This is a genomic window from Frankia sp. EI5c (assembly GCF_001636565.1).
GTDB lineage: Bacteria > Actinomycetota > Actinomycetes > Frankiales > Frankiaceae > Parafrankia.
Window position 1 is genome coordinate 1 of the sequence record NZ_LRTK01000018.1, and the last position, 25,682, is coordinate 25,682.

23 protein-coding genes, 1 tRNA gene and 8 pseudogenes are annotated in these 25,682 nt (G+C 72.0%); 11 read left to right on the plus strand and 21 right to left on the minus strand.

Annotated elements, in window-relative coordinates; all coding sequences use genetic code 11:
- Positions 1-546: pseudogene (locus UG55_RS10665) on the plus strand (hypothetical protein); the annotation flags it as partial.
- Positions 547-665: 119 nt separating this feature from the next.
- Entirely contained in the window at positions 666-2,006 is a 1,341-nt protein-coding gene (locus UG55_RS10670) for an ABC transporter substrate-binding protein (protein ID WP_066066582.1), read from the plus strand.
- A 147-nt stretch (positions 2,007-2,153) separates the two neighbouring features.
- On the opposite strand, the gene UG55_RS10675 is transcribed toward UG55_RS10670, so the two are convergent.
- The 11 genes and pseudogenes from UG55_RS10675 to UG55_RS10710 all read right to left on the minus strand — a co-directional run.
- On the minus strand, positions 2,154-2,933 hold a 780-nt coding region (locus UG55_RS10675; RefSeq protein WP_396230867.1), incomplete at its 5' end, for an ATP-binding cassette domain-containing protein.
- Between the two features lie 40 nt (positions 2,934-2,973).
- The coding region (locus UG55_RS10680; RefSeq protein ID WP_242424140.1) for an ABC transporter ATP-binding protein at positions 2,974-3,664 on the minus strand (691 nt) is incomplete at its 5' end.
- 1 nt (position 3,665) lies between these two features.
- Positions 3,666-3,724, minus strand: a pseudogene (locus UG55_RS35200) (ATP-binding cassette domain-containing protein); the annotation flags it as partial.
- A gap of 1 nt (position 3,725) precedes the next feature.
- Positions 3,726-3,822: pseudogene (locus UG55_RS35205) on the minus strand (ABC transporter ATP-binding protein); the annotation flags it as partial.
- Entirely contained in the window at positions 3,822-6,059 is a 2,238-nt protein-coding gene (locus UG55_RS10685) for an ABC transporter permease (protein WP_066066588.1), read from the minus strand. The gene UG55_RS10685 and the pseudogene UG55_RS35205, both read right to left, overlap by 1 nt.
- Positions 6,060-6,157: 98 nt before the next feature.
- The gene (locus UG55_RS10690) at positions 6,158-6,595 is read right to left on the minus strand and encodes a transporter (RefSeq protein ID WP_066066591.1); all 438 of its coding nucleotides are present in this window, start codon (positions 6,593-6,595) and stop codon (positions 6,158-6,160) included.
- Between the two features lie 378 nt (positions 6,596-6,973).
- Entirely contained in the window at positions 6,974-7,480 is a 507-nt protein-coding gene (locus tag UG55_RS10695; protein ID WP_242424141.1) for a hypothetical protein, read from the minus strand.
- Positions 7,481-7,712: 232 nt separating this feature from the next.
- Positions 7,713-8,702, minus strand: a complete 990-nt coding sequence (locus UG55_RS10700) for an NAD-dependent epimerase/dehydratase family protein (protein ID WP_066066597.1) — start codon at positions 8,700-8,702, stop codon at positions 7,713-7,715.
- A 10-nt stretch (positions 8,703-8,712) separates the two neighbouring features.
- Positions 8,713-10,057, minus strand: a 1,345-nt coding sequence (locus UG55_RS10705) for a helix-turn-helix transcriptional regulator (RefSeq protein ID WP_242424142.1), incomplete at its 5' end; no start/stop codon positions are given.
- 1 nt (position 10,058) lies between these two features.
- A pseudogene (locus tag UG55_RS35210) lies at positions 10,059-10,185 on the minus strand (hypothetical protein); the annotation flags it as partial.
- A gap of 274 nt (positions 10,186-10,459) precedes the next feature.
- Complete coding sequence (locus UG55_RS10710; protein ID WP_066066603.1) at positions 10,460-10,654, minus strand: hypothetical protein; 195 nt, start codon at positions 10,652-10,654, stop codon at positions 10,460-10,462.
- Positions 10,655-10,979: 325 nt separating this feature from the next.
- On the opposite strand from UG55_RS10710, the gene UG55_RS10715 reads away from it, so the two are divergent.
- The 7 genes and pseudogenes from UG55_RS10715 to UG55_RS10745 all read left to right on the plus strand — a co-directional run.
- Complete coding sequence (locus UG55_RS10715) at positions 10,980-12,353, plus strand: nicotinate phosphoribosyltransferase (RefSeq protein WP_083986663.1); 1,374 nt, start codon at positions 10,980-10,982, stop codon at positions 12,351-12,353.
- Between the two features lie 152 nt (positions 12,354-12,505).
- Positions 12,506-13,243, plus strand: coding sequence for an NUDIX domain-containing protein (locus UG55_RS10720; protein WP_083986664.1), 738 nt, complete (start codon positions 12,506-12,508; stop codon positions 13,241-13,243).
- 311 nt (positions 13,244-13,554) lie between these two features.
- On the plus strand, positions 13,555-13,845 hold the full coding sequence (gene clpS, locus UG55_RS10725; protein ID WP_066066605.1) for an ATP-dependent Clp protease adapter ClpS: 291 nt from the start codon (positions 13,555-13,557) through the stop codon (positions 13,843-13,845).
- Between the two features lie 257 nt (positions 13,846-14,102).
- Entirely contained in the window at positions 14,103-14,642 is a 540-nt protein-coding gene (locus UG55_RS10730) for a DUF2017 domain-containing protein (protein WP_066066730.1), read from the plus strand.
- A 143-nt stretch (positions 14,643-14,785) separates the two neighbouring features.
- Positions 14,786-15,190 (plus strand): Mov34/MPN/PAD-1 family protein, encoded by a 405-nt coding sequence (locus UG55_RS10735; RefSeq protein WP_066066608.1) that lies wholly within the window; start codon positions 14,786-14,788, stop codon positions 15,188-15,190.
- A 239-nt stretch (positions 15,191-15,429) separates the two neighbouring features.
- Entirely contained in the window at positions 15,430-15,735 is a 306-nt protein-coding gene (locus UG55_RS10740) for a MoaD/ThiS family protein (RefSeq protein WP_066066611.1), read from the plus strand.
- Positions 15,736-15,794: 59 nt separating this feature from the next.
- Positions 15,795-16,705: pseudogene (locus tag UG55_RS10745) on the plus strand (PLP-dependent cysteine synthase family protein); the annotation flags it as partial.
- Positions 16,706-16,864: 159 nt separating this feature from the next.
- On the opposite strand, the gene rdgB reads toward UG55_RS10745, so the two are convergent.
- The 7 genes and pseudogenes from rdgB to UG55_RS27165 form a co-directional block, all read right to left on the minus strand.
- Complete coding sequence (rdgB, locus tag UG55_RS10750; RefSeq protein WP_066066617.1) at positions 16,865-17,533, minus strand: RdgB/HAM1 family non-canonical purine NTP pyrophosphatase; 669 nt, start codon at positions 17,531-17,533, stop codon at positions 16,865-16,867.
- The coding region (gene rph / locus UG55_RS10755; protein WP_242424143.1) for a ribonuclease PH at positions 17,530-18,123 on the minus strand (594 nt) is incomplete at its 5' end. The genes rph and rdgB, both read right to left, overlap by 4 nt.
- A 1-nt stretch (position 18,124) precedes the next feature.
- A pseudogene (locus UG55_RS35215) lies at positions 18,125-18,190 on the minus strand (hypothetical protein); the annotation flags it as partial.
- Position 18,191: 1 nt separating this feature from the next.
- Positions 18,192-18,300: pseudogene (locus UG55_RS35220) on the minus strand (ribonuclease PH); the annotation flags it as partial.
- A gap of 61 nt (positions 18,301-18,361) precedes the next feature.
- Positions 18,362-19,108: an MBL fold metallo-hydrolase gene (locus UG55_RS10760; protein WP_066066622.1), complete on the minus strand. Its 747-nt coding sequence runs from the start codon at positions 19,106-19,108 to the stop codon at positions 18,362-18,364.
- Positions 19,105-19,971: a glutamate racemase gene (murI, locus tag UG55_RS10765; protein WP_066066624.1), complete on the minus strand. Its 867-nt coding sequence runs from the start codon at positions 19,969-19,971 to the stop codon at positions 19,105-19,107. The genes UG55_RS10760 and murI overlap by 4 nt, the downstream gene beginning before the upstream one ends.
- Positions 19,972-21,206: 1,235 nt before the next feature.
- On the minus strand, positions 21,207-22,481 hold the full coding sequence (locus UG55_RS27165) for a transcriptional regulator (protein WP_242424144.1): 1,275 nt from the start codon (positions 22,479-22,481) through the stop codon (positions 21,207-21,209).
- An 895-nt stretch (positions 22,482-23,376) separates the two neighbouring features.
- Here UG55_RS27165 and UG55_RS10785 point away from each other — a divergent pair.
- Complete coding sequence (locus UG55_RS10785) at positions 23,377-23,622, plus strand: hypothetical protein (RefSeq protein WP_066066628.1); 246 nt, start codon at positions 23,377-23,379, stop codon at positions 23,620-23,622.
- Between the two features lie 573 nt (positions 23,623-24,195).
- Here UG55_RS10785 and UG55_RS10790 read toward each other — a convergent pair.
- Positions 24,196-24,276: transfer RNA gene (locus UG55_RS10790), tRNA-Leu, on the minus strand.
- Between the two features lie 249 nt (positions 24,277-24,525).
- Here UG55_RS10790 and UG55_RS10795 point away from each other — a divergent pair.
- Positions 24,526-24,909: a hypothetical protein gene (locus tag UG55_RS10795; protein WP_066066631.1), complete on the plus strand. Its 384-nt coding sequence runs from the start codon at positions 24,526-24,528 to the stop codon at positions 24,907-24,909.
- Positions 24,910-24,963: 54 nt separating this feature from the next.
- Here UG55_RS10795 and bcp read toward each other — a convergent pair whose 3' ends face one another.
- A complete protein-coding gene (gene bcp, locus UG55_RS10800) occupies positions 24,964-25,452 on the minus strand; it encodes a thioredoxin-dependent thiol peroxidase (RefSeq protein WP_066066634.1) in 489 nt (162 codons plus the stop codon).
- 154 nt (positions 25,453-25,606) lie between these two features.
- A pseudogene (locus UG55_RS35225) lies at positions 25,607-25,682 on the minus strand (phosphoesterase); the annotation flags it as partial.

Below are 25,682 nucleotides of genomic sequence, written 5' to 3' on the forward strand. Positions count from 1 at the left end.
CCGGAGCCGGAGCCGGAGCCGGAGCCGGAGGCCCCGGTCGCGCAGGCCCCGGCGGTCGCGGTTCCCAGCGCACGGGTGTCGGAGGAGTCCGCGGTGACGGACCTCGCGCCGGCGGCCGCGGAATCAGGGGCGTCCCCGTCGCCGGGTGAGGCCGTGCGGACAGCGAACGGAAGTGCTCGCCCGGTGCCTGCCGGCGGGGGAGCGGGGAACGAGCTCCTGCCCCAGGGTGTGGACGCGGTCGCGGCGCTGGGCCAGGTGATCGCCGCGATCGACGAGACGGTCGCCGCGATCACGGCCTCGGTCGCCGCGGCGCCGGTGGACGCGCCGCGAACTGTCGGCTCGGTGGCGGCCCCCGCCCCCGCCCCCGCCCTCGAGACCGAGACCGTGCCCGCGGCCGCGGCTGAGAGCGATCCCGAGCCCGCGGCCGAGACCGGTCAGATGCCTGACGCGGACGAAAGTCCGGCGAGTTCTGGCAGTACGGTCACGTCGCCAGTTCGCAGAACGTGGTGGCGCCGGCTGTTCGTGCGTGGCACCAGCGGAGCCTGACGGCCGGGGGTGGACCCGTGGCCGACGGCGGTGCCGCGGCTGTCGGTAGCCTGACCGGCGAGGCCCGCGCAGAGCCGGTGGCGTGTGAGCGTCATCGATCTACCAGAGGAGTGCATTTCATGCGAGCGAGAGCGCTCGTCGCCGGGGTTGTGCTGTCGTCCCTGGCGCTCGTCGCCTGCGGCAGCCGTGCGGGTGACTCGAATTCGTCCGGCGGACCGACCTCCGGCGGCACGTCGACCAACAGCGCATCTGATATCGGTGTCACGCCGACCGAGATCAAGGTCGGCACCATCGTCGGCCTCAGCAGCGGCCTCGGGCCGGACACGTTCTCGGCGTCGCTCTACGGAGCGCGGGCCTACTTCGCGGCGCTCAACGCCCGGGGCGGGATCAACGGGCGCACGGTCAAACTGGTGTCCTGTGACGACAAGGGCACCGGCGACGACAACGTGGGCTGCGCGCACAAGCTCGTCGATGACGAGAAGGTGTTCGCGCTCGCCGGCGTGACCGCCTTCGACTACGCCGGTGCGCAGTACATCAACTCCAAGGGCGTGCCGGACATCGGCGGCCAGCCGGTCTCCACGCAGTACGACCAGTACCCGCACCTTTACTCGATCTACGGCAGCGACTACCCGCGCGACGGCAGCCGCCCCGGTTTCGACGGGATGCTCTACGCCGGCACCGAGGAGTACCGGTGGTTCAAGGAGAAGCTCGGCGCGACCGTCGCGGCCGTCGTCTCCTACAACATCGCCCAGTCGCAGCGGTACGCGACGAAGATCGCTGACGGGCTGCGGGCCGAGGGCTACACGGTCGTCGAGGAGCAGATCAACCTCAGCGCGCCGAACTGGGACGCGGTCGCGCAGGACATGAAGCGGCGCGGTGTCCAGCTCGTCTTCGACGCGATGGAGGACACCGGAAACAGCAAGCTCTGCGAGTCGATGGAACAGCAGGGGCTGGCGCTGCAGGCGAAGGTGACCACGTCGCAGGGCATGTCGAGCACCATCGGTCAGCTCTACGCGAGCTCGCCGAAGTGCCGCAACACCGTCTACGCGACGACCCAGTCGGCGACCTTCTCCGAGACGTCGATCCCGGCGGTCAAGCAGTTCAACGACGCCATCTCGACGTACGAGCCGGACCGCGTCGCGAAGATGAACCAGTGGATGCTGGAGGGCTACGCCTCCGCGCAGTGGCTGGCCGACGCGATGGCGTCCTGCGGGGCGGACCTGACCCGGGTGTGCGTCGAGCAGTACATGAACCGCAGTGAGCCGTACACCGGCAACGGGCTGCTCATCAAGCGCGACTTCGTCAAGGACGCGCAGCCGCCGGCCGAGTCGAACAACTGCCTCAACGTGGCCCGCTGGCAGGACACGGAGAACGGTGGCAAGGGTGGCTGGGTCACCCTCGGTGGCGATATGAACACCAACTGCTTCACGGTCCGCAACCTGGCCTACCCCGCGGCCTGAGTCGCGGGCAGGGCCCCGCGGCTGCCAGACGCCGCGCGGCCCGGGGACATCGTGCTGATGTCGCCCGGGCCGCGCGGCGTTCGCGTCTCCGGCGTGGGATGTGCAGGCAGGCGCGGGAGCGGAGCGGCGGGATGGCCGCTCCCGGCCTCAGGAGGGCGTACCGGCGGCCAGCAGCTCGCTGGCGCCGAGCTCCGCGGGTGTGCCCGCGAAGGTGACCTCACCCCGGTGCAGCACGTACACCATGTCGGCCAGCGCGAGGGCCTCCTCGGTGTACTGGTCGGCGAGGATCACGGTGGTACCGGCGTCGGCGACGGTCCCGAGCCAGGCGAACAGCTCGCTGGCGACCTTGGGCGACAGGCCGAGTGACAGCTCGTCCACCATGAGCACCGACGGGCGCGCGAGCAGCGCGCGGGCGAGCGCCAGCATGCGGCGCTCACCGCCGGACATGGAACCGGCTCGCTGGCTCAGGCGCTCCCGCAGCCGCGGGAACGCCTCCAGCGCGGGCGTGATGTCCGGGTGCCCGCTCGCCTCGGCGATGACCTGCAGGTTGTCGCGGACGGACAGGGTCGCGAACACGGCCCGTTCGTCCGGGACGAGCATCAGCCCGCGCTTCGCCCGGTTCGTGGTGGTCATTTTCGTGATCGGTTCGCCGCGCCAGCTCAGCTCGCCGCCGCGCAGCGGGATGAGGCCGGCGAGGACGCGCAGGGTCGTGCTCTTGCCCGCTCCGTTCGCGCCGAGCAGCGCCGTCACCGCACCGGACGGAATCGCCATGGTGATCCCGTGCAGGACCTCGATGGTGCGGTAACCGGCCCGGGCGTCCTCCAGCCGCAGCTCGATGGCGGGCAGATCGCCGCCGGTCTGCGCGGAGGCGTGCGGGGAGCCGGGTGCGGAGGCGTGTGCGGCGGGGTGGTTGTCGGCGGTCACCGGNGCTCCCGAGAAACGTGGGACCCGAACAGGGGTGTGCGGCTCATCGGGCGGCGGGGAAGGCGGGCAGGACGGGCCGCGGGCCGGTCTCCGGGGCCGCGGCGGGCGCCGGGATGCCGGACGCCTTCGACGTCAGCGGGCCCTGGGCCAGGTACACCGACCGCACGGTCGGGTCGTCGCGGACCGCGCCGGGCTCGCCTTCGGCGACCACCCGGCCGCCCACCATGGCGTACACCCGGTCGACGACCGCGAAGACCAGGTCCACGTCGTGGTCGACCAGCAGGATGGCGACTCCGTCGTCGGCGATCCGCCGCACCAGCGCCGAGAACTTCTCGGTCTCGGCGGCGTCCAGACCGCTGGCCGGCTCGTCGAGAAGCAGCACGTCGGGACGTGCGCACAGGGCGCGGGCGAATTCGACGAGCCGCAGCGCGCCAGTCGGCAGGGTGCCGGCGACGGCGTGCCGAACATTCTCCAGCTCCAGCGAGCCGAGTACCTCGTCGACGACCCGCAGGGCGCTGGCGCGCCCATGCGCCTTCAGCCCCAGCAGGCCGCCGGCGTAGTCCCGGCGCCGGTTCTCGGCGGCCACCAGCAGGTTGTCCGCCACGGTGAGGCTGGGGAACAGCGACGGTACCTGGAACGTCTGCACCAGACCGCGCCGGGAGCGGGCGTCCGGACTCATCCGGGTGATGTCGCGGGGGCCGAGGAGCACCTTGCCGCCGTCGGGCTGCTCCACCNCGGTGAGCAGGCTGAACAGGGTGGACTTTCCCGCGCCGTTCGGTCCGATCAGCCCGGTGNCCTGGCCGCTGGGGACGTCCATGCTGACGTCCTCGACGGCGGTGAGGCCGCCGTAGCGGCGGACGAGGCCACGTGCCCGCAGGTCGTTGCGGCTCATCAGGCACCTCTCTCGACCGGGAGGCCGGGCAGGCGCGTCCGGTGCCCGACGAGATCCTCGCTCCGCGCGGCCTCGGCCGCCGCCCGCGCGCTGGGCAGCATGTCCACGGTCAGGCCGCTACGGGCTGTGTGGGTGGCCACCGCGGCGAGCAGTGTCTGCCCGAACGCGGTCGGGGTGGGCGCGCCGGCCGGCAGCACGATCCGCACGGCGGTGCCGGGGCCGGCCGGGCCGCCGCCGGAACCCGCCGGCCCGGCGGCCCCCGACGAATAGGCGCTGCCCGGGCCGCCGGCTCGCGCCAGGCGACCGGCCGCGGCCGGGGTGGTGTGCGCCGAGGGGACGAACTCGTCGGCCAGCAGCCGCGCGAGCCAGGCGAAGCCGCCGCGGACCGCGGACGCGAGGCCACCGGGCATCCAGCCGAGCGCGAGGGCGAGGATGCCGACGGCCAGGATCGACGAGCCCGACGGCGCGAGCACGTCGATCGCCACGATGAAGCCGGCGGCGATGATCGCGCCGGCCGCGCTGTCCGCGCCGAAGACGATCACTGCGGTGAACCACAGCAGGCTCTGCAGCGGGGCGAAGTCGTCGGTGGAGAAGGACGAGGCGCTGAAGGTGAGCAGCGCGCCGCCGAGCCCGGCGACCGCCGAGGAGATGGTGAACGCGAGCAGCTTGAGGTTGCGGACGTCCACGCCGACCGCCGCGGCCCCCTCCGGATGGTCGCGCACCGCCAGCAGTGCCCGGCCGAGCCGGCCGTGGTGCAGGTTGCGCACGACCAACAGGCCGATGCCGAGGCAGAACAGTTCGAAGAGGTAGAAGGCCTTGTCGTTGAGCTGTGCGCCGAAGAGCTCCAGCGGGTCGACGTAGAGGCCGGAGGCGAAGTCCGGCTGCTCGAAGACGAACCGGCTCACGACCGCGCCGACGGCGAAGGTGGTGAGGGCCAGGGTGAGGCCACGCCGACGGATGGCGGGCCAGCCGGTGATGAACCCGATCGGCGCCACCATGATCGCGCCGAGGAACATCGCCCAGATGCCGGGGATCGCCGGCAGGCCGAAGAAGTCACCGTTGGCGATCTTCAGGGTGAACAGGGAGCCCAGCCCCGCGTACCCGGCGACACCGAGGGAGAGCTGCCCGCTGTAGCCGGTGAGGATCACCAGCGACAGGAAGACCAGGGCCAGCGCCGGCACCATGTAGGCCGAGCGCAGGTCGGCGGGCGCGAAGGTCAGCGGCGCCATCAGCAGGGCCGCTCCGCCGAGCTTCCCGAGGACGTCCCGGCGTGCCTCGGTACGGCTGACCGGGCCGGACGGTGGCGCACCGCGGCTGGAGAAGCTTCCGGTGGAGCCCGAGTCGCCGTTGCCGAGCTCGCGCAGCCTGGGCACGACGAGCAGGAGCACCAGCAGCGCGACGATGAACAGGTTCGACTGCAGGACAGTGAAGATCGTCCCCGCGGTGCCGTCCAGCGTGAACTGCTTGAGCTCGCTCTGCAGGACGGCGATGCCCAGCGCGGTCAGCACCGCCACCGGCAGGCTCGCCAGCCGGGCGGCGACCACCACCGCGAACGTCTCCAGGACGAGCAGTGTCAGGCCGTAGGGGGTGAGCCGGAACTGCGGCGCGAGCAGGATGCCGGTGAGCCCGGCCAGGGTGCAGCCCAGCGCCCACCCGGCCGCCGCCACCTTGTCCGCGGGCACACCGGAGAGTTCGGCGAGCTGCCGGTCGTCGACGACGGCCCGCACCTGGCGGCCGAACCTGGTCTTCGCGGCCAGCAGGCCGAGCACGACGCAGAAGACGACGACCATGGCCAGCTCGGACAGGGCGTCCACACCGACCCGGGTGTCCCCGATGGTGACGGTCTTCTTGGGGAAGATGCTCGGTGCGTCGCTGCGGGAGCCCAGACCCCAGATGCCGGCGGTCATGCCGAGGGTGAGCACCAGCACGCCGAGGCTGGCGACCAGCGACTCGGCGGCGGACGCCCGCCGGCGGGCCAGCGGGCGGAAGACGAGGCGCTCCAGCAGCAGCCCGATCCCGGGGGAGAGGATCGCGAGCGCGATGACGGCGGCCAGCCAGGTCGGCAGGCCCCACTCGACGACCATCTCGCGGAAGACGTAGGCGACGAGGGTGGCGATGCCGCCCTGCGCGAAGTTGAGCACGCCGTTGGTCCGGTAGGTGACCAGCACGCCGATACCGGAGAGGGCCGCGATCGCCCCGAGCGAGATGCCGGTGAGGGCAAGATCGATACTGATCATCCGGTCACTCCGCGGGCGGTGCCGGCAACGGAGCGGTCAGTGGCCCCGCGCCCGTCTCGTCGGCGTCGTGGGTGCCCATCGTGTCGCTCCGCCCCCGCTCAGAACCGCTGGCCGGAGACGGTGGCGGCGGTCGCCTGCGTCGCGAGCGGCTGGCCGGGCGCGGCGGGCTGCGGGCCGGGTCGGCCGTCGGCCAGGTCGGCGTCCGCCGCGCCGCTGGCGGCGGCGGCGATGATCAAGGTGTGCAGGTCGTCGATCTGGCCCGCGAGCCGGTTCTGCGTGGCCTGGTTGGCGTCCACCCGGTCGGCCACCAGCAGCGCACTGCCCACGAGGACCAGCGCGAGCCCGCCGAAGCCGCCCGACACCACGTAGGGGAGCTGGTAAGCGACGTCGGTCTCCTTGGAAACACCCAGGTAGCAGCCGAGGAGCAGCACTCCACCGGCGGCCGCGACCACCCATCCCCGCAGCGCTCGCACAACATCGACGACGAGGCGCGACGTCGGTCGCGCTCCGGCGGCGGCAGCGGTCTGCTCGTCCACTTTCGTCTCCCCCAAGGAGCGTCTCGGTTGTGCCCGCCGACCCGATGCGCCGCGTGGCAGCTGGAACGTGCCTCGCTGTGTGGCGAATCCCCGACGACAGCCGCCAGATTAGTGTGCGGAGCTCACTAGGTGGAGTGTCGGGTTGCGTGAGGGCAGTTCCCGGCCAGGCGCCGCCGGGCGCGAGGCATCCGTCCGGATGCCCCTCTGGGAGGATATGACCAGCTTTAAACGGCTTGTGAAGGCGTCGACCAGCGGGTATTTGTCGGCAACTGGTCACTGTCCGCTGACCGGTTTTTCGCTGGCGGAGCGCAATCCGCATACCACGGACCGTGAGGATCGGGTGTGGTGCGGATGGCCTGAAGGTGGTGGGGTGCCCGGTCAGGCCTCGGTGGACCCCCCACTCGACCCGTTGCCGCTGGCCGCGATGCCGCTGGCCGCGATGCCGCCGGACATGATGCCGCTGGGCTCGCCGCCGCCGCCGGCGCCGTTCCCGGTGGGGTCACTGGGCTGTCGGGGGCGCGGCGGCGCGAAGGCCGGCGCCAGCGCGACGGCGCAGCGGCCCGCGCCGAGAAGGTCGGTGTCGAACGGCTCGCCGGACCCCCCGGACCCCTCGGACCCCCCGGACCCACTGGGCCATGCCGCGGAGATCCCCACTCCCCAGCGGGCGTCGGCGCCCACCGGCTCGCAGCGGTCGGCCCACACCCGGCGCCGCCCCGCGTTGGCGCGGTCCTCCACCTCCAGGGGGGTCGGGACACCGTGGAGCGCGGCCTGCAGGTGGGCCCATTCGTGGGCCCTGTCCCAGCTCGGGAACGACCCGAGATGCTCGCCTTCGTAGTCGTAGACGTGGAAGGGACGGCCCACCTGCTCCCCTCTCCAGGCAGCCACGGCCCGATCATCCGGCCGTGCCGCTCTGCCCCGTGGTCACGTAGCTTCTCTCCGCCCCGGCCCCGGTTCCTGCCTGTGCCGGGCGGGCGTCGTTCGGTTCATCGTGTCACGCCGGCCCGCGGCCGTTCGGGCATACCGGCGAAACCCGCGCCGGAAGACAGACGGGTCGGCGTGACACCACAGGTCTGGAGATGCTTGCTGGAGATGCTTGAGAGCCACCAGCCGCCCGTCGTCAGGAGACGATCGGGACCTCTCTGCGGCCGGCGGAGACCGTCTCGAGGACGGCGGTCGACCGCCAGGCGTCCGCCACGATCTTCTCGATCGTCGAGGACGGCGAGCTCCAGCCGAGGTCGGCGCGGATCCGCCGGCTGTCGGCGATGAGCGCGCGCGGCTCGGGTACCGGCGGCAGGGTCACCCGCGGCACGTCCCGTCCGGTCACGCTCTCCACCGTTGTCAGCACGTCGGACACGCTCACTCCGAACCCGGAGCCGACGTTGTAGACGGTGCAGCGGCCGGGCACGGTCGCCCGCAGGGCGGTCAGGTAGGCCCGGGCCATGTCCACCACGTGCACGTACTCGCGGATCGACGCCCCGTCACCGTTCACCCGGAAGGCGTCCCGCCGCCCGGAGGCCACACCGAGCGCGGCCGGGATGATCCGGCTGCTGTCGCGGTCGGTGTGCGAGCCGACCGCCCCGGCCACGTTGAACGACCGGAGCACGATCGCCCCGAGCCGGCCGGTCGCGGCCTGGTGGGCCACGGCCTGCTCGGCGGCGAGCTTCGACGCACCGTAGGGATTCGTCGGCGCCGCCGAGCGCGTCTCCGGGATGGGGGAGGTACCCGTGTCCCCGTAGACGGCGCAGCTGGAACCGAACACGAACCGCGGGGCCACGCCGGTCGCCCGGGTGCCCGCGTCCAGGGCTGCCAGCAGGTTGATCGTTCCGGTGACGTTCGCCGCGAAGTACCGCAACGGTGTCTCGCGGGACTCCCGCACCCGGGTCAGCGCGGCCAGATGGCAGACCCCGTCGAACCCGCGGCTGACGCCGGCCGCGGCGAGCTGGCGCGGCTCGAGGAGGTCCGCCTGGACCACCTCGATCAGCCGCGACAGTCTCGACCGCGCCGTCGCGTCCCGGACGAGGGCCGTCACCTGGTGGCCGGCAGCGCACAGCAGGTCGGCGGTCACACCGCCGACGAATCCGGAGGCGCCGGTGACGAGGATGCGCACCGATGCCTGATCAGACCGCTGCGCGCATGCGCAGGCCCGGGAGCAGCGTCTCCCGGTGGCGCCAGGCGAGCTCCAGGCAGGCCGCGGCGGACGGCGCCAGCGGCTCGGTGTCCACCAGCCGGCGCAGGGATGCCTGGGTGAAGGGGATCCCCTCGTGGGCCTGCCGGCCGGGCCCGGTCGATACGACCGATCCCTCGGCGTTGGTGCGCACCATGTCCGCGAACAGCGAGTCGAACGTGTCGGCCTCCACGACGAGCACGGTGAGGATCTCGCCGAACAGCGTCAGCGCGTCCAGGCCGATACCGAAGCAGAAGGTCCGCAGTGTGCCGGCACGGCGGGCCTGCTCGAAGGAGCGGAACGGCTCGTCGGTGTCGTAGTCGATCGGCCGGGACGAGCTGCCGTCGTGCTCGGCGTTGCCGAGCAGTTCCTCGCTCAGCTCGCGCATCACGTTGCGCCACAGGTCGAAGTCGGCGTCGTGGTGGAACGGGGTGATGCCCGAAGGCTGGAACACCCCGGCGGGCAGCACGTGGTAGACCCCGCCCGCGGTGGCCACCGAGCCGGCGCTGCGCCGGTGCAGCACGAAGCTCGCGCTGCCGCGGTCGAGGCGGATGGTGAGCGTGTTGATCGACGGCAGCGCGACCCGGCTGGCCAGGTCGAACGGATCGCCGATGCGGCGGCGGAACGGCAGCGCCGGCCAGGCAAGCTCGCCGCCCATCATCGCCGCGGCGGTCTCATGCGCCACCGTCTCGCAGACGTCGACCGCGTCGAAGTAGGTGGTGTGCCCGAACGTGAGGTTCGGCGCGGCGCCGTCGTTCTCGGCGACGTCGAGGAGCCGGAAGCTGAGCCGGTTCTCGAACAGGGTGGGCCGGTCGAGGTCGCGCATGGCGCGGGTGTAGCGCTGGTAGCGCGACTGGGCTCCGCCGTCACCGACCAGCGGACGGGTGGCGTCGGCCTCGGGCTCCGCGCCGGTGATCGGCGGCTCGACCGCCGACCCGTCCCAGCGCAGGCTGATGTCGTTGATGTCGACCGGCTTGTCCCAGACCCAGCCGGGCCGGGCCAGCAGGCCGTTGCCGAGTCGGTATGTCTCCGGGTACAGCCGCGCGGCGGCGCGCGCCAGGCTGATCCGGTGGTGGTTGAGATGATCGCGGGTCAGCCGCCAGGCTCGCTGGCTGCCGGCGACCTTCTCTACCGCGGAGCCTCGCGGTGGCTCACGACGCCGGTCCGCCAGGCCGCCGGGGGCCAGTCCGACGTCCTCGGGCGACAGTCCGAGGTTGCGTGCGATGTGGCGCAGCGTGGAGATGTCGTGGATCGCCCGCCGCCCGCTCTCGACCTTCGACACATAGGACTGGTCGAAGNCGAGAAGGTCGGCGAGTTGCTGCTGGGTCAGGCCATGGGCCTGCCGGTACGCCCGTAGCAGCGACCCGATTCCAACGCTTGTCGGAGTTGGTCGCGGTGGGGTCCACAGCCAGGTTTGTCCAGTCACCCGCTGTCCTCTCGTCCGGCGTCGGAGTAACGCGAAGTGAGCATAACGAGTCAGGCATGTAGGGGCGTGCACCCATAAAACGAACTGTGCGCATTACTCATCATTTATAGCGGTCCGCGACGTCGTCGATACCTGCTGTTATTGGCAGGGCAGCGGGATGAACTCGCAGTGCGACGTTCCGGCGCCGCCCTGGGTGCCCCGGGGGAGGGCGCTGGGGGAGCACATCCTGGCCATCGGGGGCCCATCTGGAGGCTTTCGGCCCGTCGGGTGAGGGTCAGCGATTGGCGGCACCGTCGGCCAGATCGAGGAAGACGACTATGACGATCAGCGCAAAGACCCAGCGCAGCAGGCCCATCCGCCCCCAGACCTCGCGAAGGAGGCCCCCTCCGGCGCGGCGCCCCGCAACCAGGAGCGCGAGCAGCGCGCCGCCGACGACGACAAGGAAAACCCCGGCATAGCTACGGTCCACGCCCAGGACGATCTCATGTTCCGGGGGGTTCGGGGACAGTAACTGAGTGGGTACTCGGGTGATCGCGCGTAACGGCCGGATCCGAAGCCCTGGTTACGTTTTGAGGGTCCTTGATCGGGCGATCCCGCTTACGCTGCGTTAACAGGGCGTGTGACGTGAATCACATGGCCTGTTGGGTGTTCCAGGCCGCTGTCAGGCATACCCAGCCGTGCGACTGGGTATGCAGGGGCGCGCACTCGCGGGGCGGGCGAGGCATCGGCCCTCCACCCGCGGCGGTACGCCCGATGTGGTGCGCCCGGCGGCTGTCATCCCTACCCTGGTCCGGATGTCCACGGTCCCGATGTCTCCGGTCTCGATGTCTCCGGTCTCGACGTCCACGGCGCTGCTGACCGACCACTACGAGCTGACCATGCTGCGGGCGGCACTGCGCTCCGGCGCGGCCGGGCGCAGGGCGGTCTTCGAGGTCTTCGCCCGGTCGCTGCCGGCCGGCCGCCGCTTCGGCGTCGTCGCCGGGACGGGGCGCCTGCTCGCCGCGATCGAACGCTTCCGCTTCGGCCCGGCCGAGATCGAGCAGCTGCGGACCGCCGGGGTCGTCGACGCGGACACCGTCGACTGGCTGGCCTCCTACCGGTTCAGCGGTGACATCGACGGGTTCGCCGAAGGTGAGCCCTTCTTCCCCGAGACCCCGGTGCTGGTGGTCGAGGGCACGTTCGCCGAATGTCTCCTGCTGGAGACCCTGGTCCTGTCGGTGCTCAACCACGACAGCGCGATCGCCGCCGCGGGCGCGCGCATGGTCGCCGCCGCGGGTGACCGGCCGTGCCTGGAGATGGGTGGCCGGCGCACCCACGAACTGGCCGCGGTGGCGGCCGCCCGGGCCGCCTACATCGTGGGCTTCGCCGGGACGTCCAACCTGGAGGCCGCGCGCGGCTACGGGGTCCCCAGCGCGGGCACCAGCGCGCATGCCTTCACCCTCGCGCACGACAGTGAGCTGGAGGCGTTCGCCGCCCAGGTCGCCGCACTCGGCACCGACACCACGCTGCTGGTCGACACCTATGACATCGCGACCGGGATCGCGAACGCCGTGGCCGCCGCGGGTGGAAACCCCGGTGCGATCCGCATCGACAGCGGAGATCTGGCCAGCGGCGCGCGCGCGGCCCGGGCCCAGCTCGACGCGGCCGGCGCGACGGCGACCCGGATAGTCGTGACCGGTGATCTCGACGAGCACTCGATCGCCCGGCTGGCGTCGGCCCCCGTCGACAGCTACGGGGTGGGCACCAGCCTGGTGACCGGCGCGGGCGCCCCCACCGCCGGCTTCGTCTACAAACTCGCCTCGGTCGACGGCCGGCCGGTCGCCAAGACCTCGGCCGGCAAGCGCACCCGCGGCGGGCGCAAGGAGGTGGTGCGCTACCACGGCCCGGACGGGGTGGCTGTCACCGATCTCGTCAGCCCGAGCGGGGACGCCGACGGGAACCAGCCCGGCACCGAGCCCGGGCGCGCCCAGCGGCTGCTTCTTGTTCCTCTCCTGCGTGCCGGAAAGCTGGTGGACGAGGCGCTGGTGGGCGCGGCCGCGGTCGCCCGGGCCAGGGAACACCACCGCTCGGCCGTGCGGTCGCTGCCCGACGCCGCCCGCGAGGTGAGCTTCGGGCATCCGTGCCTGCCGGTTGTCTTCGCGGGTGAGGAGCCCTCGTCCCCGGCCTGACCGTGTTTCCCGCCTGACCGTGTTTCCCGCCCGGCCGTGTTTCCCGCCTGGCCGCCGCGGGAGGGGGTGCCGGGGCACCGCTCGTCCCGTCCCGCCAGACTTGACNGGTGGTCCAGGTCCCGCCGTCGGACGTCGAGCCCGGGGCGTCGGGTGTGCCCGGCGCTTCGGGCAGGTCAGCCACGCCGGGCCCGGCCCGTGCCGGCATCCCGGCCGTCGCCGTGAGCGTCGACATCGTGCTGCTCACCCTGCGGTCGGGGCGGTTGTGCGTGCTGGTGATCCAGCGTGACTGCGAACCGTTTCTCGGCTGCTGGGCGCTCCCCGGCGGGTTCGTCGGGCCGGATGAGGATCTCGACTCCTCGGCGCTGCGCCAGCTCGCAGAGGAGACCGGGGTGACGACCGCCGGTCACCTGGAACAGCTGCGTACCTACGGCCGCCCTGGCCGGGACCCGCGAACCCGGGTGGTCAGCGTCGCCTACCTCGCGCTGCTGCCGAACCTGCCGCAGCCCACCGCGGGGCGGGACGGCCCACGGGCCCGGTGGTGGCCGGTCGAGGACCTGGGCTCGGCGGACGGGCCGACGCTGGCCTTCGACCATCCGAAGATCGTCGCTGACGGGGTCGAGCGGGCGCGGGGGAAGCTGGAGTACACGCCGCTGGCTGCGGCCTTCTGCGAGGAGCCGTTCACCCTGGCGGATCTCCGCCGGGTCTACGAGGCCGCCTGGGGAGTGGTGCTCGACCCGCCCAACTTCCGCCGCAAGGTGCTCTCCACTCCCGGTTTTGTCGTCGCGGTCGGGCAGCGGGCCTCGCCGCGGGGCGGCGGGCGTCCGGCCGAGCTTTACCGCCTGGGTTCGGCGACCGCTCTGCACCCCCCTTTGCTGCGCCGCTCGGTCTGACAGCGTTCCGTGCTGCGCGTACCTGTTTGCGCATCGTCAGAAGCCCGGGTGGCGACCCTTTCCGCGGATGAGTTCGTCCGGGCTGTGCTGGTGACGGGAGCCGGAGGTTCGTCCGGGTCGGGTCGGATCGGGTCGGGCCGGACCGGACCAGGCGCGAGGCGGCGGGGACCGGACGGGACCGCCGGCCGGCCGCGGCGACCGAGGCGCGGTGTGGCGGTGCGGCGGTGTCGCGGTGGTGACGGGGGGCGGTGCGGCGGTGTGGCGGGGCCGCGGTAGTGAGGCCGGGGCGGGGAGGGGTAACAATAGACATCGTGTCCGTCACCGCCGTGTCGCCGGTCGATGTCGAGGACGTCGAGGACCTCGCCGAGGATGACCGCCTCTGGGTCACCATCGTCTGGAACGACCCGATCAACCTCATGTCGTACGTGACGTACGTCTTCCGCAAGCTCTTCGGCTACAGCGAGCGGAAGGCGACCAAGCTCATGCTCGATGTGCATAACAAGGGCCGGGCCACCGTCACCTCCGGCACCCGTGAGGAGATGGAGGCCGCCGCGGAGCGGCTGCACACCTACGGCCTGTGGGCCACCATCGCGCAGGACTGAGCGTGGCCGCCGAGTTACCGTCATCGCGCTGGGCCGCGCTCGGGAGGCGCCCCCGGGGGTCGGGCGGCCGGGTCGCGCGGGCACTGCCCGCGGCGGTCCGTGACTCCCGGCTGCTCGTGCTGAGCGCACTGGGCGTGGTCGCTGTGACCGGTGGCTGGCTACGGGCCGTAGGCTTGCCGTCCGTGCAGTCGGCCCGGCCCGCCGCTGGCCGAGGCCCGGTGCCGCTGGTGGCCTTGCGGACGACGACCCAGGGGTGGATGCGTGTGAACGGGTTTCGCCGTACCCGGGCCGGGATCGAGCTGAGGCTTCCCCGGCCGGAGTCGACCCTGCTCACCGAGCTGCTTGAACAGGTGGACGGTCTGCTGCAGGCCCCGCCGGTGGACGATCCGCTGGAGGCGCTCGTCGGCCTGCGCGACACCGCGCCACCGCCGCCCGAGGACCCGGCGGTGGCCCGCCTGCTCCCCGACCCGTACCCGGACGATCCGATGGCCTCGGGTGATTTCCGCCGCCGCCGGACGGACGAGGCACTGGCCCGCAAGCGGGACGCGGCCGCGCGCGTGCTGGCGGCGATCCCGGCGCCCGGAGACGTCCTGATCCTCGACGAGGAGGCCGCGCAGGACTGGCTGACCGTCCTGAACGACCTGCGTCTCGTGCTGGGCACCCGGCTCGGCCTCACCGACGACGAGTCGACCGAGGAGCTGCACGACCTCGTCCCGGGCGACCCGCGCCGCCCGATCGCCGCCGTCTACGGCTTCCTGACGGAGCTGCTCGACGAGCTGACGCGGACGCTGCTCTGACCGCGGAGCCGGCCGATGTGACCGACTCCCGGTCCTGAAGTGGGGCGCTGATCGGGCCGCGCCACCTGCTGCGGGCGGGCCGAGGCCAGGTATGTGTCCGCATGGACGCCCGGTCCGGCCCATCCGCGTCGTACGGTTGTCGCGTGCTGCGCATCGACCGAGCCCACTATGAGGCGATCATCGCCCACGCCCGCCGTGATCATCCGGATGAGGCGTGCGGGCTCGTCGCCGGTCCCATCGGCTCGGACCGGCCGGAGCGGTTCATCCCGATGCTCAACGCGGCCCGGTCACCCACGTACTACAGCTTCGAGGACACCGAGAAGCTACAGGTCTTCCGGGAGATGGACGATCGTGACGAGGAACCCGTCGTGATCTACCACTCGCACACCGCCACCGAGGCATACCCGTCGCGGACGGACATCTCGCTGGCGAGCATCCCCGGCGCGCACTACGTGCTCACGTCGACCCGGGATCCGGAGACGGCGGAGTTCCGGTCCTTCCGGATAGTGGACGGCGAGGTCACCGAGGAACCGGTGGAAATCCTCTGACCCCCCTGTGACGTTCACGTAGAGGGCGGCGCAGGCGCGGGGGGCCTGTCAGCATGGGCACCCGGCGAGTCGGCTCCCGACGTGTCCGGAAACATCGCACCGCCCGGAAACATCGCACCGCCCGGAACACCGCACCGCCCGGAACACCGCACCGCCGGAAGATCACAGAAGACGCATCACCGCCCAGCCGGGCGGTGCGCCGCGGCGGACCCGCCGACGGCACCCGAGGAAGGAGCACCATGGCAGTCCAGGTCCGTGTGCCGACGATCCTGCGCAGCTACACAGGAGGCGCCAAGCTGGTCGAGGGCACGGGCGACACGCTCGCGGCGCTCTTCCTCGACCTTGATTCCCGCCACCCGGGGCTGCGCGGCCGCCTGATCTCCGAGGACGGCGAGGGCGGGCTGCACCGCTTCGTCAACATCTACGTCAACGACGAGGACGTCCGCTTCCTCGGCAGTCTCGACGCCAAGCTCAGCGACGGTGACAACGTCACCATCCTCCCCGCCGTGGCCGGTGGCTCCGCCGGGGACACCCGGCCTTTCTGATCAGGGCGGCAGGTCCCCTCTCATGCGTTACGACTCCCTGGTGGACTCGGTAGGCCGANCCCCCCTGGTCGGCCTGCCGCGGCTGTCTCCCTCGGCGGAGGTCCGCCTCTGGGCGAAGCTGGAACAGGACAACCCCACCGGATCGATCAAGGACAGGGCCGCACTGTGGATGATCGCGGACGGGGAGAAGCGCGGTCTGCTCTCCCCGGGCGCGACCGTGCTGGAGCCGACGTCCGGTAACACCGGTATCTCGCTGGCGATGGTCTGCAGCCAGAAGGGGTACCGGCTGATCTGCGTGATGCCGGAGAACACCTCCGTGGAGCGCCGCCAGCTGCTCCAGATGTGGGGCGCCGAGATCGTCTACTCGCCGGCCGCCGGTGGTTCGAACGAGGCGGTGGCCGTGGCCAAGCGCCTCGCCGCGGAGAACCCCGACTGGGTGATGCTCTACCAGTACGGCAACCCGGCGAACGCGCAGGCCCACTACGAGACGACCGGTCCGGAGATCCTGGCGGACCTGCCAGGCATCACGCACTTCGTCGCGGGGCTCGGCACCACCGGAACGCTGATGGGCACCGGTCGGTACCTGCGCGAGCACGTCCCCGGGATCTCGATCGTGGCGGCCGAGCCCCGCTACGGGGAGCTCGTCTACGGCCTGCGCAACATCGACGAGGGCTTCGTCCCCGAGCTCTACGACGCCTCCGTGCTGACCTCGCGGTACTCGGTGGGCCCGCGGGACGCCCTGCGCCGCACCAGGGAGCTGGTGCAGCAGGAGGGCATCTTCGCGGGGATCTCGACGGGCGCGATCCTGCACGCGGCGCTCGGCCAGGCCGAGCGGGCGGTGCGTGAGGGGCGCCGGGCCGACATCGCCTTCATCGTCTGCGACGGCGGCTGGAAGTACCTCTCGACGGGCGCCTACGCCGGCACCCTCGCCGAGGCCGAGGCCGCACTGGAGGGCCAGCTCTGGGCCTGAGCCCGCCGCAGGCCGTGGCCCCGGCGGGGTCCGGCCGGGAGCCGGCCCCCGGCCGTCAGGACGGGGCGCCGGCTGGCGCATGCGCTCAGCCGGTCGATCGGGCCCGCGCTCGCCCGGCTGGTCGTGCTCGCCCGGCTGGTCGTGTTCAGCCCCGCTCGCTCAGCCGGCCGCCGTCGGCAGTGCCGCGATGGCACTCGCCAGCTCGCGCATAGCCCGGCCGCGATGGCTGATCAGATCCTTCTCGTCGGCGGTGAGCTCGGCGTTCGTCCGGGTCTCGCCGTCAGCGACGAACAGCGGGTCGTAGCCGAACCCACCTTCGCCCCGTCCCGAGGTCAGCAGCCGGCCGCGCAGCGAGCCGTGCACCACCCGCTCCACGCCCTCCGGGGTGACCAGGGCGGCCGCACACACGAACGCCGCCCCGCGGCGCTCGGCCGGCACATCGTCCAGCTGGGCCAGCAGCAGCGCGTTGTTGGCCGCGTCCCGGTCCTCGCGGCTGCCCTCGCGGACACCGGCCCAACGGGCCGAGCGCACTCCGGGCATGCCGGCGAGCTCGTCGACGGTGAGCCCCGAGTCGTCGGCGATCGCCGCGAGCCCTGTCTGGGCGACCGCGGCCCGCGCTTTGATCAGCGCGTTCTCTGCGAACGTCGTGCCGGTCTCCGCCACCTCGGGCCCGGCCGGCAGGCCCACCACCTCGATCGGCAGGCCGGAGGCGGCGAGGATGCGGCGCAGCTCGCGCAGCTTCCCCTCGTTGCGGCTGGCCAGCACGACCCGCCGCGGCGCCGCGGCCGACCCGCCGGCGGGCTCCTGGGCGGGCGACGGGGCCGTCATCGCGAACCCGCCGACTTCGACCCGGCACCGGACCGCTCCGGCGCGGGCGGACCGGCCGGCGCGGGCAGCGCCAGGGCGGCTTTCTGGATCTCGGTGAGCCGGGTGCAGCCCGCGACCGCCAGATCCAGCAGCTCGTCCAGCACCGCCCGGTCGAAGGGCTTCCCCTCGGCCGTCCCCTGGACCTCGACGAACCCGCCGGCGCCGGTGCGGATGACATTCATGTCGGTGTCCGCCGTCGAGTCCTCGGTGTAGGCGAGGTCGAGCATCGGCACCCCCTTGACGACGCCGACGCTGACCGCGCAGACGCTGGTCACGATCGCGGCCGGGCGCCCGAGCCAGCGGCAGGCGTCCGCGAGGGCCACGTAGGCGCCGGTGATGGCGGCCGTGCGGGTGCCGCCGTCGGCGAGCAGCACGTCGCAGTCGATGGCGATGGTGTTCTCGCCGAGCGCCTTCAGGTCGATCGCGGCCCGCAGGCTGCGCCCGATCAGCCGGGAGATCTCGTGCGTGCGCCCACCGATGCGGCCGCGCACCGACTCCCGGTCGTTGCGGGTGTGCGTCGCCCGGGGAAGCATCGAGTACTCGGCGGTCACNCAGCCGAGACCGCTGCCCTTGCGCCACCGCGGCACGCCCTCGGTGACGGACGCCGCGCACAGCACCNTGGTGAGCCCCGCGGAGATCAGTGCCGATCCCTCAGCGTGCTCCTGCCAGCCCCGTTCGATCGTGATCTCGCGGAGCTCGTCCGTCTTCCTGCCATCGACTCGGATCACGGGAGGAGACCCTATCGGCGGGTACCGCCCCGCGTTCGGCGGGACGGCCCCCGGCGGCGCCTCAGAGCTCGTAGACCGCCCCGGTGCTGGCCAGGGAGAGGTCGCCGTCGAAGGCGTCCCTGGCCTCGCCGTGGGTGCGTTCCACGTTGCCCCAGGGCACCAGGTGGGTCAGGACGAGCCGGCCGACGTCCGCCCGGGTGGCGTGCTCGCCCGCGTCCTTGCCGGTCAGATGCAGGTCCGGCGGGTTGTCCTCGCCGTCGAGGAAGGACGCCTCACACAGGAACAGGTCGCTGCCCTGCGCGAGCCGGACGAGCCGGTCGCACACCCCGGTGTCCCCGGAGTAGGTGAGCGTCCGGCCGCCGGAGCTCACCCGTACCCCGTATGCCTCGATGGGGTGCGCGACCCGGGCGAGGTCGACCCGGAAGGGGCCGATGTCCAGCCGGCCGGGACCGATGGTGCGGAAGTCGTAGATGTCCGCCAGGGAGTCCTCCGGCCAGCGCTCGAACGCGCCGCACAGGCGCTCCTGAGTGTTGATCGGCCCGTAGACGGGGAGCTTCGGCGGCATCCCCTCGGGGTGGTAGCGCCGCGCGTAGGAGGTGGCGACCAGGTCGAGGCAGTGATCGCCGTGCAGGTGGCTGAGCAGCACGGCGTCGACCTCACGGATGTCGCAGTGGTGCTGCAGCTCGCCGACGGAGCCGTTACCGGCGTCCAGAACGAGCCGGAAGCCCTCGTGCTCGATCAGATAGGACGAGCAGGCCGAGGTCGGCCCCGGGTAGGTGCCCGAACAGCCGAGGATCGTGAGCTTCATCGGGCGGCCACCTGAGCCTGGCGGGGCGTGGGTGCAGGCGCGGGCGCGGTTGGGGCGGGAGCGGCGGGTGTGGCCGCGAGGCCCACCGCGGTGATCTCCGGGCCGAGGAAGCGGCGGCCGACCCGCGCGAACGCGGCGGGGTCGCCGGTGGTCAGGAAGCGATGGACCGGTGGTGGCAGATCGGGGTCGCGGAAGAGACCGTCACGGGCGAGCACCCGGTAGGTGTCCTTGGCCGTCTCCTCCGCACTGCTCACGAGGGTCACCCCCTCGCCCATGACGAGACCGATCACACCGGTCAGCAGGGGGTAGTGGGTGCATCCAAGAATCACTGTGTCCACATCGGCTTCCTGCAGCGGGGCGAGATACGCCTCGGTCAGTCCCAGCAGCTGCCGCCCGGACGTGATGCCGCGCTCGACGAAGTCGACGAAAGCGGGACAGGCCACACTGACCAGCTCGGTGCCCGAGGCCGCGGCGAAGGCGTCCTCGTAGGCCCGACTGGTGATGGTGGCGACCGTTCCGATGACTCCCACCCGACCACTCCGTGTCGCTGCTACCGCACGGCGGGTCGCGGGCACGATCACCTCGACCACCGGTACGTCATAGCGTTCCCGGGCGTCGCGCAGACATGCCGCGCTCGCGGAATTGCACGCGATGACGAGAAGCTTCACACCCGCGGCCACAAGATGATCCAGCGCGTTCAGCGCGTGCCGGCGGACGTCCGCGATCGGCCGGGGGCCGTACGGGGCGTTCGCGGTGTCGCCGAAGTAGAGCAGTGGTTCCCCGGGAAGCTGATCCAGGATCGCGCGCGCAACGGTGAGACCACCGACTCCACTGTCGAACACCCCGATGGGCGCGCCACTCATGAGCGATGAGACTAAGCCGGAAACCTGTGGGTCACCCTGTGGCTGTCGTCACGCGGGCGGTGTCCGATCCCGGACAGTCGCCATCTCCCGGACATGCTCGGCGAGACGCGGCGCTCTTCTCATTCTCCCCCGGTTGACCCCGCCCAGGTCGGGTCGTCTCTGGACGGGGTGGCCCCGGGGCGGGGCACCTGTTCCACCGCTCCTCGGGGGGAGCGCCGGGGTTCGCCGGCTACGGCCGTGATGGATCTCTCCCTCCCGGTGGCCGTTTTCCGTGGGGGCTATGAGATTCATAACCAGATGCGTCCGACTCGTTACTCCATACCCGGACAGGGGCAGTAAACAGGGTGTACGCTAGAACCACCTGTAGTCGATCAGTGACTAACAGCTATCGGCCAGGTAGGTTGAGGACGCGACTGAGGTGTCCGGGTCGTTCCAATCCGTCCCCGACCCGTGACACCCCAGTCGCATCCTCGATCATGCGCCGGCGTCGCCCCCACCGCATCCGCCAATCTCGCCATCTGTCGAGGTCAGGCGGTCGCGCCCGCGGCGGCCGGCCGCGGCCGCAGCCGGCCGCCGAGGCCGGCGGATGTTGGTCCGTGTTGCCGCTGACCTGCGGTGGCGTGTTGCTGCGGCAGTGTCGGGTTGGCGTCGATCGACCCCCTGGGGCCGGTCTGGAGCGTAGGAAAGCAACCGTGGTTCGGTTCATCGCGGCAACGGCGGGCATCCCGATCATCGGGATGGCGACGCCGGTCCCGTCCGCCGCGACGCCGCCCATGTGGGTGCTACTGGTCGCAGCGGTCGTCATCGTCGTCCTGGGGGTCAACATCACTGCCTGGCTTGTGGTCCCAAGGGTCACCGAATCCACCTTCGCGTCCATGCGTCCCAGGTATGCGGGGTGGAACCCGTCCGACCGCGACCGGGACACGGAGTGGTCCTCCACCACCGAGTGGCAATCCGAGGCGTGGTCGTCGAGCTGGGACTACGNGGGCGGCGACGGCGCTGACGGCACCGATGACGACTGGACCGTCCATGACACCGCCTCCGACACCGGCTCCGGCACCACCCCCGACACCGGTACCGGCACCGGTACCGGCACCGGCTCCGGTTCGCGCAGCGGCTCGGGAAGCGGATCTGCCGGTGGGTCCGACGGCGCCCGCCTGCCGCATTCCGGTCCTGGCCGTGACCGCGGCCGATCACCACGCTGGTAGCTCACCTCGCTGGCAGCGGCGCGGCGATCAGGAAAGCAGCTCGCCCCGGTGCTTCCAGGCGAGGGCGATCAGGGCCGCTCCGGCCGCCTGCACCGGCTCCCGGCGGACCAGCCGCTGGACGGTCCGCTCCGTGAACGGCACGCCGGCGTGCACGGCGCCCTCCGCGTTCGTGTCGACCAGGCCGGCGAAGAGGGCGTCGAAGACCGGCGCCTCGAAGACCGCCGCGACCAGCAGATCCGTCGCGAAGGTCAGCGGGTCCACGCCGAGGCCCAGCACCCACGCGCGCACCGAGCCGCTGCCGCGGGCCCGCGCCAGGTCGACCGCGAACGGCCAGGCCCCGTAGTCGATCGGACGCCGCTCGCTGCCGTACTCCTCCGCGGTGCCCAACAGCTCCTCGGAGTACTCCCGCGTGATGGAGCGCCACAGATCGAAATCGTTGCCGAGGTTCCATTCCGCCGGGCCGGAGGGCTGGAAGACGCCGGTCGGGACGACCTGCAGCAACCCGCCGGCGTGGCCCACCTTCGCGGGATCGCGCCGGTGCAGCAGGATCGTCGCCGCCCCGTCCCCGTCCCCGTCCCCGTCCCTGTTCCCGCCCCCGGCATCCGATCCCGCGTCAGCGCCGGGACGGGTGCCGTCGGCACGGGTGCCGCCGACATCTCCGAATCGACGACGGGCGAGGCGGATCGTCAGGGTGCTGATGGCAAGGTTCGCCGGTCGCCGACGCAGCTCGCACGGATCGCCCACCGCACGTCGTAGCGGGAGCTCCGGCACGCCGGCGGCGAACTCGTGCGCGCACGCCTCGCCCACATCGAGCCCGTCGAAGTAGCGGCCCAGCCCGAAGGCGAGCGTGCCGCGGCGACCGGGCAGGGAGAGGTCGGCAGCCCGCAGCCGGTAGGTCGGGAGATCGGCGAACACGGCGGGGCGGTCGAGTGCCGCCATCGCCTCGCTGTAGCCCGCATACCGGCTGCCGTCCGAGCGCGGCGGTCGTACGCCCTCGCTACCGGGCCCGCGCCCGGTCACCACACCGTGCTGGCCGCGCGCCGGGGCACCCGGATCGAGGGTGATCGTGACGGCGTCGAGCGGCACCGGCTCCGGCGGGATCCAGCGCGGCGCGGACAGCAGCGGCGTGCCGGCCACCCGCGCGGCCGGCGGGTACTCCTGCGCCGCGCGCACGGCCAGCTCGAACCTCCGCAGCTTGAGATCGGCACGTACCCGCAGCCACTGGGCACTCGGCGTCGCGCGGCCGCTCGGCGTTTCGTGGCTGCTCGGCGTTTCGTGGCTGCTCGGTGGTCCGCTGCTCACCGCCGCTCCGTTCGGCTGAGTCGTCCGTCGTGGCGTCGAACCGTTCTTCCCACCGGGCGAACCGTTCCTCTCTCGGGCAGTGGCTCGGTTGTCAGCGTCCATGAGCGGGCCGCCGGCGCCCCGGAGCCGGATTTCGCGGGTCTCGCGCCCGCAAAATGTCGGACGAACCGGAGCTTCACCCACGAAACGGGGCAGGGCGCCGCGGCATCGGGTGAAAAATCCCACAAGTCGTTTGCCGACCCAGATCGGCGGGAAAGTCGTGACGGCGGCGTGACGGGGGCACGGCGCGAGCGCGTGGATGGGGCGGTGCCTGGCAGGGGCGACACGGCGTGCCCCGCCCCGGGCGGGACCGCTGGATCCTCGGTGCCCATATCGTGTTTCGGACAGTGCTCCGGGGTGCTAACAGGCGATATTTTTCGTGTGGTGGTGGGTTTTCGGTGGAAACTGTCGGGCACACTGGTCAGAACTACCTCGGGTGCCCACGGCGGCCGCCCTCGGCACCTGTCCCACTGGCGATCAACAACCTGCTGGCGGGGNGTTACGTATACACACCATGTTGTTTCGGAATCGTCGCCGACAAGATCTTCGCGAGATCCGCGGACGACGACGCACCGGCTGGTTGGGCCGTCGGCCCGAGGGAGTCGCAACCGAAACATCGACACGTCCGTGGAGACCCGGCCTCGATGAGTATCGGCAAGATGGCTGTCGTCGGCGCCCCCGGAGCCGCCGGGCAGGCGCCCGCGCGAGGCGACGATGAGACAACGCCGTGTCCCGCGGCGGTGCCGGCCGCGAGTGCGACGCTGGTAGCGGTCGACCGTCACCGGCGACGTCGGGGTACGGCCCAGCTTCGCGCGGCGCGGATGACCCCTGGCAGCACCACATCGGAGGTGACGTCATGATGTTCCAGACCTTCCTGCTCGACCGGGTCGGTTCCCGAGTCAGGCGGCGGCCGTTCGCGGCACGTCGCCGAGCCGGCGCCGCGGCTCCGACGGCACCCGCCGGCACCGGCGCTCCGGCTGCCGCTCCCGCCGGGCTTTGCGCCCATCCGGCGGAGGCGCTCACCACCCGCCAGGCCGGCGGCCTCAGCCGTAGCTGGATCCAGAGCTGCGAGTGCGGAAAGCAGTGGGTCATCAACCCCTGATCGGCCTACCTGACGGCCGGCGCCGCTTCACCCGATGCCGGAACAATGCGGCATGACGGTGTGGTCGCTCCTGGAAGAGTGCGTTCGTCAATGTGATGAGCCCATCGGACGAACCGACATAATCGACTGATTACGCAGGTATCACCCGGAAGTCAACGCACGCACGCTTGGCGTGCACTTTCAGGCAAGGGGGGCTGGAGCCACCCGGCGGCCGAGCGGTCGGGTCTTTACCAACACGCTGTGGGCCCGGATCGCAGGTATGCGCCTGGGTGGCCGGACCGGGTTCTCGACCTTCCGCGAATCCCTGCCGCTGCCTACGGGCCATCCTCGGCTGGTGGAGGACGACGACCCACGGCTCGGTGAGTGGATGGGCCGGCAACCACCCTGAGCCACCTACGGCCCCGACCACCCCGTCGTCGTTGGGGCCGGCGGCGGGCCTGCCCTCTGCTCGTTCCTCGGCCGCCCACCGGCGTGCGCGACGAGAACCCGCGGCGTCCTGCACCATGCCGTGGCTGGGTCTCCCCACCNTGTCGACCGGCGGCCCTCGTCGAGCATCTCGGATGGTTCACGCGGTGCGGGAGGGGGGACTTGAACCCCCACGCCCTAGGGCGGCAGATCCTAAGTCTGCTGCGTCTGCCATTCCGCCACTCCCGCTCCTGCTCCAGGTTAGCGATCCGGCGAGCGAGGGCTGCCGAGGGATCGCGGTTACGGGGGGGGCGCGTCAGCCTGCGGCACACCGGCGGCGTGTAGCGGACGGTCGCGGAACGGCCCGAGTTCGATCAGGTGTCGCCCACCGAACACAGCGGGTGTGCGCGGATGTCGTCGACGCGACCGCCAGGCACCCCCGTTCGGGTGCAGGGTGTACCTGCGCCGGAGGGCGCCTGGATGCCTGGGGGAGATCAGATGACACTCGTTGCGGAGGTTCCGCGGAACCAGACCGGGCTGCCGTCCACCGCCGGCCAGGAGGAGCGGGACCGGGCCCGCCAGCTGATCGACAACGGGCGGGTCGCGATGGCGGTGATCCGCTCTGTGAGCGACACCGGCGTCCGGGTCGACGGGGGGACGGTCGCGGAGGTGCATCTGCTGGTCGAGTGCCCGGGTGCGGAGCCGTACCCGGTGACCCGGCGCGCCGTGCTCCCCGCCGCCGAGCGGGCGACTGGCCCTGGACTCACGGGACTGACGCACGCCCGGGTCCCCCGCCAGCTTCGGCCCCGGGTCCCGGTACTGGTGGATCCCACCCAGCCGGACAACGTGCTGCTCAGGTGGGACCTGCGGCCTGCCGGCTGAGCGGAGCCGCGGCCGGCGCCGGGCGGCCGCGGCCGGCGGACCCGACCAGCGGGTTCAGGCGGCGAGGCCGATCTCCTTCAGCAGCTTCGCGACGTGGCCGGTGGCACGCACGTTGTACTGCGCCTTCTCGATCTTCCCGGCCGCGTCGATGACGAACGTGGAGCGGATGACGCCCATGGTCTTCTTGCCGTACATGGTCTTCTCGCCGAACGCCCCGTAGGCGGACAACACCGCGCGGTCTGGGTCGGAGAGCAGCGGGAAGGTCAGCTCCTCGTTGTCGCGGAACTTCACCAGCTTCGCGGGCTTGTCGGGGGAGATCCCGAGCACGTCGACACCCGCGTCGTTGAGCAGGGCGAGGTTGTCCCGGAAGTCGCATGCCTGCTTGGTGCAGCCCGGCGTCGACGCCGCCGGGTAGAAGTACACGACGACCCGGCGACCGCGGAACGACGACAGGGAGACGTCGTTGCCGTCGGCATCGGGCAGGGTGAAGTCCGGCGCGGGATCACCGGGGGAGAGACGAGCGGCGGTGGCGGTCTCGGTCATGACCGAGAAGCTAGTCGCGGCTCCGGCGGGCCGGCAAACGCCCCGCCGTGATCCCCCGGTGTCCGTGGTTCGTAGCGTTTGTAGTTTTTCGTACGCGCGTCCTGGCCAGGTGAAATCGGTCAGGACTGCTTCTTCGCGTCCTCCACGGCGGCCNGGAATCCCTCCGGGGTCAGCTGCTCCGGGGACAACTGCTTCGTGTTGACGAACACGCTCGGGGTGGAGGTCACTCC

Bases quoted from the DNA above. Each gene is read 5' to 3' on its own strand.
- UG55_RS10670 (WP_066066582.1), top strand. From the start codon at position 666: ATGCGAGCGAGAGCGCTCGTCGCCGGGGTTGTGCTGTCGTCCCTGGCG.
- UG55_RS10685 (WP_066066588.1), bottom strand. From the start codon at position 6,059: ATGATCAGTATCGATCTTGCCCTCACCGGCATCTCGCTCGGGGCGATC.
- UG55_RS10715 (WP_083986663.1), top strand. From the start codon at position 10,980: ATGTCCACGGTCCCGATGTCTCCGGTCTCGATGTCTCCGGTCTCGACG.
- UG55_RS10730 (WP_066066730.1), top strand. From the start codon at position 14,103: ATGCGTGTGAACGGGTTTCGCCGTACCCGGGCCGGGATCGAGCTGAGG.
- UG55_RS10740 (WP_066066611.1), top strand. From the start codon at position 15,430: ATGGCAGTCCAGGTCCGTGTGCCGACGATCCTGCGCAGCTACACAGGA.
- rdgB (WP_066066617.1), bottom strand. From the start codon at position 17,533: ATGACGGCCCCGTCGCCCGCCCAGGAGCCCGCCGGCGGGTCGGCCGCG.
- UG55_RS10760 (WP_066066622.1), bottom strand. From the start codon at position 19,108: ATGAAGCTCACGATCCTCGGCTGTTCGGGCACCTACCCGGGGCCGACC.
- murI (WP_066066624.1), bottom strand. From the start codon at position 19,971: ATGAGTGGCGCGCCCATCGGGGTGTTCGACAGTGGAGTCGGTGGTCTC.
- UG55_RS10785 (WP_066066628.1), top strand. From the start codon at position 23,377: ATGATGTTCCAGACCTTCCTGCTCGACCGGGTCGGTTCCCGAGTCAGG.
- UG55_RS10795 (WP_066066631.1), top strand. From the start codon at position 24,526: ATGACACTCGTTGCGGAGGTTCCGCGGAACCAGACCGGGCTGCCGTCC.
- bcp (WP_066066634.1), bottom strand. From the start codon at position 25,452: ATGACCGAGACCGCCACCGCCGCTCGTCTCTCCCCCGGTGATCCCGCG.